We start from the raw sequence: 12,882 nt of genomic DNA on the forward strand, positions 1-12,882 counted from the left end.
CGGTTATGCGCCCAGTAAAGCCCTCTGAGGGTGACTTTGCGCGCAGTTTAACCAACAGAAGCGATGCTGCCTTTAATAATAATTTTATTTCAACAGCATAGCAGCAATGCCAGAACGGGTAGTCGCTTTTGATCACAGAGTGTGCATCGCCAACAGGGGTTACCCGGCAGGCGCAGCGGCATAGGCCAGGGCGGGCAGAGAGTCGCTTTTCTGCCCAGGCTAACCGTGATAGTTTCTATCATTACGCTCATTCATAGCGACAATTACCTTGAAAAAAATCGCCACTAAAATCACCCTTGCCGACATTGCGCGTGAAGCGCGCGTCGGCGTAGCCACCGTCGATCGGGTGCTCAATAAGCGCGCGGCGGTGAAAGAGTCCACGGCGCGGCGCGTGCTGGAGGCCGCCCGCCGGCTGGGTTTTACCCTCGAGCAGCCCCACTATCGCCTGGCTGCCGGCAAAGCGCCGGTCACGATCAGAATGGGCTTTATCCTGCTGCAGGAGAGCCACTCCTTCTACCTGCCGTTGGCCCGGGCGCTGACGCGCGAGGCTGCCCCATGGCTACCGGCGGGCCAGGCGCCGGTGATACTGCATTTTGCCATCGATGCGGTGGAAGCGATGGCTCAGGCCATTCACCGACTCAGCGATGAAGTGGAGGTGCTCGGCCTGGTGGCGCTGGATCACCCGCTGATTCGCCACGCGGTGGCCCGGGCCGCCGCCCGCGGCGTGCGGGTGTTCACCCTGCTTTCCGATCTGTCGGTCCCCCAGCGCAGCGGGTATATCGGCCTCGATAATCATAAAGCCGGGCGCACCGCCGCCTGGTTTATCGAGCGCTTATGCCGGGGGAATGGCGAAATTGGCATTATCATTGGCGATAATCGTTTTACCTGCCAGGAAAGCTGTGAGATCAGCTTTCGCTCCTGCCTGCGAGAACAGGGCAAGGGGCAACAGATCCTTGAGCCGGTTCGCAGTCATGAACGGGCGGATATCGCCAGGACCGTGACGGAACAGATGCTGACTCAGTACCCGGCCCTGCAGGCGATCTACGCCCCCTGCGGCGGCGTCGAAGGGATCGTCGACGCGCTGCGCGACAGCGGCCGTCAGCAGGAGATCGCTCTGGTCTGCCACGGTCCGCTCAGCGACAGTGAACTGGCCCTGATCGATGGCACCATCGACATCATGCTTAACCACCGGCTGGATGAGTTTGCCGCCGTTACGCTGCGCGCCATGGCGGACGCCGCTTCACGCCCCCATAGCGAGGTGATTTCACTCCCTCAGCCTTTCGATATCATCACCAAAGAAAATATGTAAATTTCCGGCTCCGTCTCCAGCGGAGACGGTTATCGGGCGGACCGCGCCACCTCTCGACTTGATAAAAAATTATCAAAATATCCATCAATTAAAATCATGATGATTATCATAAAATCAAAATTCCATCATTGTTGACAATGAAATCTTTATTCAATACTCAGCGGCATCCCTTGTATGAAAAAGGAAGCCGACATGATACATCCTATCGCTAACGCCCCCTGCAGCTGGGGCGTCGATGACCCGAAAAACCCTAACCTCCCTGCCTGGGCTACCGTGCTTAAGGAGGCGGCGCAGGCTGGCTATCGCAGCATTGAGCTCGGCCCCTGGGGTTATCTCCCCACCGATCCGGCCAGCCTGCGCGCGGCGCTGGAGCAGCATCAGCTGTCGCTGGTCGCCGGCACGATCTTTGACGATCTGGTGAGCGAGGCCCATTTCCCCACCCTGGTGGCGCTGACCCATCAAATCTGCCGCAATCTGTCGCAGGTAGCCGCTGCCGAACCGATCCCGGGCCGCCCTTTCCAGCCGCCCTATCTGGTGATTATCGACTTCGGCAACCCCGAACGGGCGCGCTTTGCCGGGCGCGGCGCGCTGGCTCCGCGCCTCAATGACAAAGACTGGCAGCGCATGATGGAGCACATTATCGCCCTTAGCACCCTCGCCTGGCAGGAGTACGGTGTGCGGGCGGTTATCCATCCGCACGCCGGGGGCAGCATTGAATTCGCGGATGAGATCGAGCGGCTGGCCAACGATATCCCGCACAACGTCGCCGGGTTGTGTCTGGACACCGGACATCTCTATTACGCCGGGATGGATCCGCTCGACTGGCTGGATCGCTATTACCACCGCCTGGACTATCTGCACTTCAAGGATGTCGACCCGCAGGTTTATCAGCGCGCTATCCATGAAGGTATCGACTTCTTCACTGCCTGCGCCGAAGGGGTGATGTGCCCGCTCGGCAGCGGCGCCATTGACTATCCGGCTATCAAAGACTTTCTTGCCCGCCGGGGGTATCAGGGCTGGATAACCATTGAACAAGAGCGCGACCCGCGCCATGCCGCAGGCAGCCTGCAGGCGGTCACGGAAAGTCTGCGCTATCTGCGCGACGTCGGATTCTGACAGGAGGCACGACATGATTAACGGTTTAAAACCTCTCGACCGCACCCTGCGCTGGGGCATGGTCGGCGGCGGCGGCAGCAGCCAGATCGGCTATATTCACCGTTCTGCAGCGCTGCGCGATAACACCTTCACGCTGCTGGCCGGCGCCTTTGATATTGATGGCGAGCGCGGACGCCAGTTCGGCCAACGGCTGGGGGTGGATCCCGACCGCTGTTACGCCGACTATCAAAGCCTGTTCCGCGGCGAGGCTGCCCGGCCTGACGGCATTCAGGCGGTGTCAGTTGCCACGCCAAATAACACCCACTATGCCATCTGCCGGGCCGCGCTGGAGGCCGGGCTGCACGTGGTGTGCGAAAAGCCGCTGTGCTTCAGCAGCGAGGAAGCTGACGAGCTGGTGGCGCTCAGCCAGCGGCGGCGCAAGATCATCGGGGTGACCTACGGCTATGCCGGCCACCAGCTGATCCTGCAGGCCCGGCAGATGATCGCCGACGGGCTGCTGGGCGATATCCGTATCGTTAATATGCAGTTTGCCCACGGTTTTCACGCCCAGCCGGTGGAACAGGAAAACGCCAGTACCCGCTGGCGGGTCGATCCCCGCTTCGTCGGCCCCAGCTATGTGCTGGGCGACCTGGCCACCCATCCGCTGTTTCTGGTCGAAACCATGGCCCCGCAGCTGAAGATCACCCGGCTGATGTGCGCCAGACAAAGCTTCGTCAAAAGCCGCGCGCCGCTGGAAGATAACGCCCATGTACTGATGGAATATGACAACGGGGCCATCGGCTCACTGTGGAGCTCCGCCGTCAACTGCGGTTCGATGCACGGGCAAAAGGTGCGAATCATCGGTGAAAAAGCCAGTCTCGAATGGTGGGATGAACAGCCCAACCAGCTACGCTACGAAATCCAGGGCGAACCCGTGCGCATCCTCGAGCGCGGTATGGACTATCTCGATCCGCTGGCGCGTCAGGATGATCGCATCGGCGGCGGCCATCCCGAGGGACTGTTTGAGGCATGGTCGAATCTCTATCGCCGCTTCGCCATCGCCATGGATGCCGCCGACCGTCGCGACGAGGCGCTGCTGGCCGACTTCTGGTACCCGGACGCCCGCGCCGGGGCGTTCGGCGTCCGCTGGGTGGAAAACTGCGTGCGTTCTGCCGACAACGGCGCCTGCTGGGTCGACTTCCGCTAACTCGCCGGCTCAGGGCGTTCGTCCTGAGCCTTTACGGCTATTTTTCTGTCCGCGCCAGCTGGGTTTTATCCGCCTCATGGGCGCGGTCCGCCAGCCCCTGGAACGCTCCGGCGCCATAGTATTGCGCGGGAACCGGCAATGCCTGCATATCGTGCCCTGGATAGATCTGCAGTTCGCCGAGGTCGCGTAAGCGGAATCCCCCGACCTGCTCCGGCATGGTCAGGCGATACGGCGGCATGGTTTCGAATGGGACCGGCGTCGGCAGCCGGTTTTCCTGTAGATCGTAGTTACGCTTCAGTACCAGAAACTTATCCGGCACCCGCCGGTGACTATTCCACCAGTCGCCGTCGATCTGCTGAAACATCGCTTCCGTCTCTCCGCGCGTCGCCACCAGCAGCCGGGTCAGCACTTGTTTCAGCGCCGCATCCATGGCCTGGTTATAATCCTCCAGCGAACCGCCGTGGCCGCTGAGGATGACATTAATCGCCAGCCTCGCGCCCAGTAAATTGGAGTAGAGATCCTCGGGCGAAAAAGCGGAAATCTCTTCGGAAAACCCGGGGACCGACTGGAAGCCATACCACTGGGCGATCTCATGCCACTGGGCGATTTCGAAGGCCAGATGCCCGGCGAGCCAGGCCGCCAGCTGATAGCGCTGCCTGACGCCCGCCGGCGGCGTAAAGGCATTCAGCTGCACGCGGCGCACGCCCAGTTCTTCACTGTAGAAGATCCGCCCCGCCTGGCCCAGCGTCGGCGCAATACGATTGAACAGATAAAAGGTGTTGTCCGCCGTATCGCGCACATGGGCGATATCAATAAACCCGCCGCGGCGGGTATAGATAAGCCCGTTCTGCTCCTCGCTGAGCCCCAGCAGATTTTTCACCGCACCGAACGCGCTGTCGTTGTAATGGTGCTTACCCAGCGTACCCAGAGTCAACACATTACCGATCTGGTACATCGGGATCGGAATGCCCGCCGCGCGCACGTGCAGGTCGTAACCAAAAGCGCAGCACGGTCGCAGCGACTCCGGCGGCGGCAGCTCACCGAGGGTGGGCGCCGTATGGATCGCCGTCACGGCGGGTAGCACCGGATCCTGCGCCAGCGCCGGCAGCGCCAGCGCGAATAATAGCCAGAAGGCTTTACGCATCAACAGCCTCTCCACAGCAATAAAAGTGCGCGCATCTTACCGGCAGATAGCGCCTGCGGTTTTAGTTAAAAACGGTATTCAGCGCCGACAACGAAACTATTGCGCGCGTAAAAGCCGCTCTTCCGTTCGTCGCGGCCCGGTGGTTAGTAGTTCTTGCGCGGAAAAGCGCTGACTATCCCCCATTACCATCATCCTGCGGCAAGGTGGCGCGGTGATTGTATTCAAAAGGTGAATGTCGTATAACATAGCGCTACCGAGGGGTGTCCCGTGAGGGCTGAGATGGCGCAAGCCGAACCCTTTGAACCTGATCTGGGTCATGCCAGCGAAGGGACGGGTCGGCAATTTTGCCAGCATTACCGCCATTACCTGTTCACACCCCTGCACGCCCGGATCTCCCCTGAATAAATGGAGGTCCTGTGATCGTTCCCGCTTTTAGCCAAGGTCTTTACGGCCGTTTACGCCAGCTGGCCGCCGCTGACTGGCAGCGCTATGTGGCGCATCCTTTCGTCCAGCAACTTGCCTCTGGGACGCTGGCGGAAAACGCCTTTCGTCGCTATCTGACCCAGGATTATCTGTTTCTGATTCACTTTGCCCGCAGCTACGCGCTGCTGGTGAGTAAACTGCGCACGCTGCCGGAGATGCGGGCCGCGGCCGCCTCGATGAATGCCATCCTCAACGAACTGCCGCTGCACGTCGGCTACTGTGCCCAGTGGGGGATTAGCGAACCGGAGATGGCCGCCCAACCTGAAGCCCCCGAAACCCTCAACTATACCCGCTATGTCCTGGATATTGGCCACTCGGGTGACGCGCTGGATCTGCTGGTCGCCCTGATGCCCTGCGTCGCGGGCTACGCCGAAATCGGTCTCGGCCTGCTGCAGCATCCCGCCACCCGACTGGACGATAACCCCTACGCCTCATGGATCCGCAACTATGGCGATGAAGGCTATCTGCAGGGCGTCAGCGCCGCGCTGGCGCTGTTGGAAACGGTGTGGCAGCAGCGCGGGAGCGAGGCGCGAATCACTGAGCTGAGCGAGATTTTCACCACCGCCACCCGCCTTGAGGCTCAGTTCTGGCAGATGGGCCTCAACGCCGCGGCGGAGACCCGGGCGTGACGGCGCCGGGTATCGAGGTCCGTGGCCTGAGCCTGCATGTCGGCGACCGTCGGCTGTTCGACAACCTGTCGTTTACGGTCCCCGGCGGGCAGTGGGTGTCGCTGCTCGGCGCCAGCGGCGCCGGCAAAACCAGCCTGCTGCGGGTAATGGCCGGTCTGGCGCCCGCCACCCGCGGAGAAGTGGTCGCCAGCGATGGGCAACCGATTCAGGGCCGTCTGGCGTGGATGGGGCAGAAAGATCTGCTCTACCCCTGGCTGAGCGTTCGGGACAACGTCGCCCTCGGCGCGCGGCTGCGCGGTGAAAAAGTCGATCGTGCCCGGGTCGCCGCTCTGCTTGAACAGGTTGAGCTTTCATCCTGCGCCGACGCCCGCCCGGCGACTCTCTCCGGCGGCATGCGTCAGCGCGCCGCGCTGGCGCGCACGCTGTATGAGGATCGCCCCATCGTGCTGATGGATGAGCCTTTCTCGGCGCTGGATACCCTCACCCGTACGCGCATTCAGACCCTGGCGGCCACCCTGCTGGCCGGTCGCACGGTGGTGCTTATCACCCACGATCCGCAGGAGGCCTGCCGGTTGAGCCACCGCCTGCTGGTCCTCTCGGCGGCCGACGGCGACATTGATGATAGCCATCACCTCGCCGGCACACCTCCGCGCGCGCCGGACGCGCCCGATCTCCTGATCGGCCAGGCCGCCCTGCTGCAGCAGCTGATGAGGGCCCAACCATGACTGGACGTCTCTGGCGCGGCGGCATGGTATTCGGCGGGCTGATGCTCCTCTGGGGTCTGGCCAGCCGCAGCGGCATTCCCCATTTTCTTTTACCGTCCCCGATGGCGGTCGCCGAGGCGCTATGGGTTAATCGCGCCTATCTCGGCTGGCATACGCTTATCACGCTCAGTGAGATCCTGAGCGGCCTGGCGCTGGGCGTGACGCTCGGCGTCACCCTGGCGCTGGGCATGATCCTCTCCCCCCGTCTGCAGCGCTGGCTGATGCCGCTGGTGCTCACCAGTCAGGCGATCCCGGTCTTTGCCCTCGCCCCGCTGCTGGTGCTGTGGCTGGGCTTTGGCATGAGCGCCAAAGTGGCGATGGCGGTGCTGGTGATTTTCTTTCCGGTGACTTCCGCCTTCTTTGATGGCTTGCGGCGGGTCAACCAGGAGTATCTCGATCTGGCGCGCAGCATGAATGCCTCCTTCGGCGCGCAACTGCGACATGTCCGCCTGATGGCCGCCCTGCCGGCGCTGGGCTCTGGCCTGCGCATGGCGGCGGCGGTGGCGCCCATTGGCGCGATCATCGGCGAATGGGTCGGCTCCGCCGAGGGGCTGGGCTACGTCATGCTCAACGCCAATGCGCGACTGCAAACCGATATCTGCTTCGCCGCGCTGTTTATTTTAGTACTACTGACCCTCCTGCTGTGGCTGGCGGTAGATACCCTGCTACACCGGCTGATCGACTGGTCGCCGGAATAAGAATGACGTAATAAAGGAAAACAGATGAAAAAGTCGCTATTCGCCGGGGCAACCTTGACGGCCCTGTTCAGCGGCCACGCGCTGGCCAATGAACCGCTGACGCTGGTGCTGGACTGGTACATTAATCCCGACCATGCGCCGATTATGGTGGCCGAGCAGATCGGCGCCTTTAAGGCCCAGGGGCTGGACGTCAGGATTATCCCCCCTTCCGATCCCGCGCTGCCTCCGCGCATGGTGGCCGCCCGTCAAGCGGATCTGGCCATCACCTACCAGCCGCAGGTGCACTTCTTTGCTGACGAAGGGTTACCGCTGGTGCGTGTAGGGACTCTGATTAATTCGCCGCTGAATACGGTTATCGCCCTGGATAAGCAGATCAAAACCCCGGCAGATCTGCAAGGCAAGAAGGTGGGCTACTCGGTCAGCGGCATTGAGCAGGCCACCCTGGCGACCATGGCGCAACATGCGGGGATCGATCCGGCCAGCATCAAACTGGTGAACGTCAATTTCCAGCTGACCAGCGCCCTGCTGGCCGGCCAGGTGGACGCGGTTATCGGCGGCTATCGTAATATAGAAGCGCAGGAGCTGAAGCTGCAGGGCAAAACGCCGGTGGTGATGAACGTCGAAGATTACGGCGTGCCGGCCTATGACGAGCTGGTGATTGTCGCCCATCGCGACGCAATTCATGAGGCGAAGATCCGTAAATTCCTCACCGCCCTGCAGGAGGGAGTGGGCTATCTGCGCGCCCATCCGCAGAAGAGCTGGGAGGCGTTCGCCGCCGCCCACCCGGAGCTTAGGACCGAACTCAACCACCAGGCGTGGTTGCAAACCGTGCCCCTGTTCGCCACCGATCCGGCAGCGCTGGATAAAGCGCGCTACGAGACTTACGAACAGTTTTTATATAACAATAAGTTGGTGAAAAAAGTTACACCTTTAACAAATTATGCGGTGGAACTGCATTGAGTCTTGCTATCGCTGACGGAAGGCATTCCGTCAGCGCTTTAACGTAGCGGCAATAAAAATATAGAGACTTTCTCACTAATAATTACACTTTAAAGGGTTATAGTGACAGAGCGTTGTTCTATTATAATTCAGCAAGTTACGTTAATTTTGCCCCTGGTAAGAATAACGTCAAAATAGCGCAATCAATAAAACGTTGAATGCGGATTTAAAAAGCCATATATTGTGCGCGCTTTATGAATGCCAATTCAATTTCTTACACCAATTATTCAACCAGCGTTCAACCGCAATGCTGGTTGTGGGAGTGATATGATGACGGATAAAGTCCGTATTGATACTTTACGTGCCGATTTATTAGACGCAAACAACGAAACCTTTTTGGCCCGTCAGGCCGAATTCGAATCGAATGTCAGGAGTTACCCGCGTAAGCTGCCGCTGGCTATCACTAAAGCCGAAGGCGTGTGGCTGACGGATGCGGATAACAAACAGTACCTGGACTGCCTCGCGGGCGCCGGTACTCTCGCTCTGGGCCACAACCACCCTGATGTATTGCAGAGCATCCAAAGTGTCATTACCAGCGGCTTGCCGTTACATACTCTCGATCTTACCACCCCGTTAAAAGATCGCTTCTCCGAATACCTGCTCTCTTGCCTGCCGGGCGAAGGGAAAGAATATTGCCTGCAGTTCACCGGCCCGTCCGGCGCTGACGCCGTGGAAGCCGCGCTGAAGCTGGCGAAAAAATACACCGGTCGTACCGCGGTGATCAGCTTCTCCGGCGGCTATCACGGGATGACCCACGGCGCGCTGTCCGTCACCGGCAACCTGTCGCCGAAAGCGGCGGTTAATGGCATGATGCCGGAAGTCCAGTTCATGCCTTACCCGCACCTGTATCGTTGCCCGCTGGGCATCGGCGGCGAAGCCGGCGTGAAAGCCCTGACCTACTACTTCGAAAACCTGATCAACGACGTGGAGAGCGGCGTCCGTAAACCGGCGGCGGTGATCCTTGAAGCCGTTCAGGGCGAAGGCGGTGTGAACCCGGCGCCGGTCGAGTGGCTGCAGCGCATCCGCAAAGTGACCGAAGAGCACGACATTCTGCTGATCGTCGATGAAGTGCAGGCCGGCTTTGCCCGTACCGGTAAATTCTTCGCCTTCGAGCACGCCGGTATTCAGCCGGACATCATCGTGATGTCGAAAGCGGTTGGCGGCGGGCTGCCGCTGGCGGTGCTGGGCATTAAAAAGCAGTTCGACGCCTGGGAACCGGGTCACCACACCGGCACCTTCCGCGGTAACCAGCTGGCGATGGCCACCGGCCTGACCACCCTGCGTCATCTGCGCGACAACAAGATCGCCGACAAAGTCGCCGCCCAGGGCGAGTGGCTGAAAGGTAAACTGGCCGAGCTGCAGAAACGCTACCCGGTGATTGGCCACGTTCGCGGTCTCGGTCTGATGATCGGTATCGAAATCGTCAAGCCGAACGAAGCGCAGGATCACATGGGCTGCTACCCGGCTGACGGCGAACTCTCTGCCCTGCTGCAGAAGAAATGCTTCGAAGCGGGCCTGATCCTCGAGCGTGGCGGTCGTCACGGCTGCGTGCTGCGCCTGCTGCCGTCCCTGCTGATCAGCGACGCGGAGCTGGACGTGTTCCTCGACAAATTTGAACAGGCCCTGCTGGCCGCCGGCGTAAAACCGGTCTGAGTGGAGTAAGTGACCGCCATGTCCACATTGAATCCGATTCTTGCTGGTTCAGCGCAGAGCGTTGAAGCCTATCAGCAGGTTATCGAGCAGACCAGCCAGGCCGTTGTGCAGTGGCTGAAGCAACCTGAGATGTATCAGGGGAAAAGCGTTGACGAGCTGCGTGAGCGTATCTCCCTAGAATTTAACGAACAGGGTTTGGGTAACCAGGCGGCGATTGATCGTGCGATCGAGTACTTCCTGAAAGACAGCCTGTCGGTGCATCACCCGCAGTGCGTGGCGCACCTGCACTGCCCGAGCCTGGTGATTAGCCAGGCGGCGGAAGTGCTGATTAACGCCACCAACCAGAGCATGGACTCCTGGGATCAGAGCCCGTCGGCAACCATTATCGAGATGAAGCTGATCGAATGGCTGCGCGCCCGGGTCGGTTTTCCGGCGGGCGACGCCGGCGTCTTCACCAGCGGCGGCACCCAGAGCAACCTGATGGGCCTGATGCTGGCGCGAGACGCCTTCTTCGCCCGTCAGGGCCACTCCATCCAGCAGGATGGGCTGCCGGGAGATATCCGCAAGTACAAAGTCTTGTGCTCGGAAAACGCCCACTTCTCGGTGCAGAAGAACATGGCGCTGATGGGCCTCGGCTACCGCTCGGTAACGCTGGTGAAAACCGACGAATTCGCGCGGATGGACGTGTCCGACCTGCAGGCGAAGATTGCGCAAGCGCAGGCTAACGGCGAGCAGATCATGGCGATCGTCGCCACCGCCGGCACCACCGACGCGGGCGCTATCGACCCGCTGCGCGACATCGCCGGTATCGCTGCGGAACATCAGATCTGGCTGCACGTTGACGCAGCCTGGGGCGGCGCCCTGCTGCTGTCTGAGCAGTATCGCGACTACCTTGACGGTCTGGAGCTGGTGGATTCCGTTACCCTGGACTTCCACAAGCAGTTCTTCCAGACCATCAGCTGCGGCGCCTTCCTGCTGAAGGACGCGCGCCATTACGAGCTGATGCGTTATCAGGCGGCCTATCTGAACTCCGAGTTCGATGAAGAACACGGCGTACCGAACCTGGTGTCTAAGTCGCTGCAGACCACCCGTCGCTTCGATGCGCTGAAGCTGTGGATGGGTCTGGAAGCGCTGGGCCAGAAACAGTATGCGGCGATCATCGATCACGGCGTCACGATGGCGAAAAACGTGGCGGAGTACGTGAAGTCGCAGCCGACGCTGGAGCTGGTGATGCAGCCGCAGCTGGCGAGCGTGCTGTTCCGTTCCCGTCCGGCGCAGATGGCCGGGAGCGACGCGGCGGCTATCGCGCTGCTCAACCAGCGCGTCGGCGACGCCCTGCTGGCCTCCGGCCGCGCTAACGTCGGCGTAACCGAGCACAACGGCGTTACCTGCCTGAAGCTGACCCTGCTGAACCCGGTGGTGACGCTGGATGACGTGAAGGTTCTGCTGAACCTGGTGGAGCACACCGCTCAGGAGCTGCTGGCGCAATAACCTGCCTTAGCGAGGCGGCGCCTGCCGCCCCGCTGTCAGCCTTGCCTGCAATAAGCCGATAATGTCCTTATCGGCTTTTTTTTTATTTCTTTCCGCACCGCTAATGCTCTCTTCGCAGGGCCCGTTGACCCCTGCCTCTCGCGATGCCACAGTACTATCCCGAAAATAACAACGTTCAGGATAAACGTCCTGAAAATGGGGATGATGATGGAGAAACGCTTACCAGGGCTGGATCTCGACGCCCTGCGCAGCTTTGTGACCGGCATGGAGTGCGGCAGTTTCGCCCAGGCAGCGCTGCGCCTATCGCGTTCCACTTCCGCGGTCAGCGCCCAGCTTAAAAAGCTGGAGAGCCAGTGCGGTGCGGCGCTGGTGACCAAACAGGGGCGGCATCTGGTGCTCACCGCGGAAGGCGAAAAGCTGATGAGCTACGCCAGACGCCTGCTGGCGCTCAATGATGAAACCCTGCGCGCGCTGCAGGGTGAGCGGCTCACCGGCGAGATCCACCTTGGTATGCAGGAAGATTTTGGCGAATCGCTGATGCCGGGGATCCTCGGGCAATTTAAACGGCATCATCCGCAGGTGCGGATAGTCGCCAGGGTGGATCGCAATGGTCCGCTGCACCAGGCGCTGGCGGAAGAGGCGCTGGATCTGGCGCTGCTGTGGCAAAACGAAGATCAGGGTTCCGGGCTGGGCCTCTGCCCGCTGGCGTGGATTGCGCATCCTGACCTGGATATTCGCGCTCTGCTGGTCTCCGGCGAGCCGCTGCCGCTGGTGATGTTCGACAGCCCGTGTCTGATGCGCTCCCGCGCCATTGCCTGTCTCGATGCCGCGGGGATCCCCTGGCAGGTGGTGTTCGTCAGCCACAGCCTGAGCGGCATCTGGGCGGCGGTGCAGGCCGGGCTGGGCCTGACGATACGCACCCGCATCGGCATGCCAGGCAACCTGCGCCCCGCAGGAGGACTCCTGCCAGCGCCAGGAAGTCTGGCCGTCAGCCTGCGACAAACCCCGCGTGAGGAACACCATTCCGCCGCCGTGGCGCTGCTCGGCGAACTGATGACCGAGGCCCTGCAGGGATGGCTCGACAGGTGACACTGTCACGTCATTTCCATTCACCCTCACCCTAACCCTCTCCCTGAAGGGAGAGGGAACCGTACGGCAGCATCTGTTACCCCCTCCACATTCTGTCTCCCGGGCAAGCGTAGCGCAGCCCAGCCCAGCGCCTCTCCCGCTTCAATGCCCGGTGGCGGCTGCGCCTTACCGGACCTACATTCTCCCTGCGTGCTGATGTAGGCCGGGCAAGCGCAGCGCCGCCCGGCAATGGGCACAAGAGATGAACGGAACCGTCCGGAAGTCACCGGCAATGGGCATTCTGCGCCATTCCCGCTTCAATGCCCGGTGGCGGCTGCGCCT

General features: G+C 61.0%; 11 protein-coding genes, 1 pseudogene and 1 riboswitch. Of the genes and pseudogenes, 10 read left to right on the forward strand and 2 right to left on the reverse strand.

Translation table 11 applies throughout. From position 1 onward, the window contains the following. The first annotated feature begins 268 nt into the window (after positions 1-268). The 3 genes from HMPREF3140_RS19905 (at position 269) to HMPREF3140_RS19915 (ending at position 3,611) form a co-directional block, all read left to right on the forward strand. Entirely contained in the window at positions 269-1,309 is a 1,041-nt protein-coding gene (locus tag HMPREF3140_RS19905) for a LacI family DNA-binding transcriptional regulator (protein ID WP_004148452.1), read from the forward strand. Between the two features lie 192 nt (positions 1,310-1,501). After that, a complete protein-coding gene (locus HMPREF3140_RS19910; RefSeq protein WP_032411533.1) occupies positions 1,502-2,425 on the forward strand; it encodes a TIM barrel protein in 924 nt (307 codons plus the stop codon). A gap of 13 nt (positions 2,426-2,438) precedes the next feature. Next, positions 2,439-3,611: a Gfo/Idh/MocA family protein gene (locus HMPREF3140_RS19915; RefSeq protein WP_021440176.1), complete on the forward strand. Its 1,173-nt coding sequence runs from the start codon at positions 2,439-2,441 to the stop codon at positions 3,609-3,611. A gap of 37 nt (positions 3,612-3,648) precedes the next feature. Here the strand turns inward: HMPREF3140_RS19915 and HMPREF3140_RS19920 are convergent, their stop codons facing one another. Together HMPREF3140_RS19920 and HMPREF3140_RS29670 are read right to left on the reverse strand one after the other, a co-directional pair. Continuing rightward, a complete protein-coding gene (locus HMPREF3140_RS19920) occupies positions 3,649-4,755 on the reverse strand; it encodes a DUF4056 domain-containing protein (RefSeq protein WP_002905531.1) in 1,107 nt (368 codons plus the stop codon). A 65-nt stretch (positions 4,756-4,820) separates the two neighbouring features. Continuing rightward, positions 4,821-5,001: pseudogene (locus tag HMPREF3140_RS29670) on the reverse strand (hypothetical protein). Beyond that, positions 5,002-5,103: riboswitch (TPP riboswitch) on the forward strand. Between the two features lie 68 nt (positions 5,104-5,171). Between HMPREF3140_RS29670 and tenA the strand changes: the two are divergent. The 7 genes from tenA to HMPREF3140_RS19955 all read left to right on the forward strand — a co-directional run bounded on the left by tenA (position 5,172) and on the right by HMPREF3140_RS19955 (position 12,561). Continuing rightward, complete coding sequence (gene tenA, locus HMPREF3140_RS19925; protein ID WP_004189951.1) at positions 5,172-5,867, forward strand: thiaminase II; 696 nt, start codon at positions 5,172-5,174, stop codon at positions 5,865-5,867. Next, a complete protein-coding gene (locus tag HMPREF3140_RS19930) occupies positions 5,864-6,592 on the forward strand; it encodes an ABC transporter ATP-binding protein (RefSeq protein WP_004180001.1) in 729 nt (242 codons plus the stop codon). Before tenA ends, HMPREF3140_RS19930 begins: the two co-directional genes overlap by 4 nt. Then, the gene (locus HMPREF3140_RS19935; RefSeq protein WP_004143673.1) at positions 6,589-7,329 is read left to right on the forward strand and encodes an ABC transporter permease; all 741 of its coding nucleotides are present in this window, start codon (positions 6,589-6,591) and stop codon (positions 7,327-7,329) included. Before HMPREF3140_RS19930 ends, HMPREF3140_RS19935 begins: the two co-directional genes overlap by 4 nt. A 24-nt stretch (positions 7,330-7,353) precedes the next feature. Continuing rightward, positions 7,354-8,289, forward strand: coding sequence for an ABC transporter substrate-binding protein (locus HMPREF3140_RS19940; RefSeq protein ID WP_023342795.1), 936 nt, complete (start codon positions 7,354-7,356; stop codon positions 8,287-8,289). A gap of 306 nt (positions 8,290-8,595) precedes the next feature. Then, a complete protein-coding gene (locus tag HMPREF3140_RS19945; RefSeq protein WP_072198359.1) occupies positions 8,596-9,981 on the forward strand; it encodes a diaminobutyrate--2-oxoglutarate transaminase in 1,386 nt (461 codons plus the stop codon). A gap of 9 nt (positions 9,982-9,990) precedes the next feature. Then, complete coding sequence (locus tag HMPREF3140_RS19950; RefSeq protein WP_073545874.1) at positions 9,991-11,472, forward strand: pyridoxal phosphate-dependent decarboxylase family protein; 1,482 nt, start codon at positions 9,991-9,993, stop codon at positions 11,470-11,472. A 195-nt stretch (positions 11,473-11,667) separates the two neighbouring features. Continuing rightward, positions 11,668-12,561 (forward strand): LysR substrate-binding domain-containing protein, encoded by an 894-nt coding sequence (locus tag HMPREF3140_RS19955; protein ID WP_016831594.1) that lies wholly within the window; start codon positions 11,668-11,670, stop codon positions 12,559-12,561. The last annotated feature ends 321 nt before the right edge of the window (positions 12,562-12,882 follow it).

Origin of the sequence: Klebsiella sp. HMSC16A12 (genome assembly GCF_001808265.1) — a bacterium.
GTDB classification, from domain to species: domain Bacteria; phylum Pseudomonadota; class Gammaproteobacteria; order Enterobacterales; family Enterobacteriaceae; genus Klebsiella; species Klebsiella pneumoniae.

Bases quoted from the DNA above. Each gene is read 5' to 3' on its own strand.
- HMPREF3140_RS19910 (WP_032411533.1), top strand. From the start codon at position 1,502: ATGATACATCCTATCGCTAACGCCCCCTGCAGCTGGGGCGTCGATGAC.
- HMPREF3140_RS19915 (WP_021440176.1), top strand. From the start codon at position 2,439: ATGATTAACGGTTTAAAACCTCTCGACCGCACCCTGCGCTGGGGCATG.
- HMPREF3140_RS19920 (WP_002905531.1), bottom strand. From the start codon at position 4,755: ATGCGTAAAGCCTTCTGGCTATTATTCGCGCTGGCGCTGCCGGCGCTG.
- HMPREF3140_RS19935 (WP_004143673.1), top strand. From the start codon at position 6,589: ATGACTGGACGTCTCTGGCGCGGCGGCATGGTATTCGGCGGGCTGATG.
- HMPREF3140_RS19940 (WP_023342795.1), top strand. From the start codon at position 7,354: ATGAAAAAGTCGCTATTCGCCGGGGCAACCTTGACGGCCCTGTTCAGC.
- HMPREF3140_RS19945 (WP_072198359.1), top strand. From the start codon at position 8,596: ATGATGACGGATAAAGTCCGTATTGATACTTTACGTGCCGATTTATTA.
- HMPREF3140_RS19955 (WP_016831594.1), top strand. From the start codon at position 11,668: ATGGGGATGATGATGGAGAAACGCTTACCAGGGCTGGATCTCGACGCC.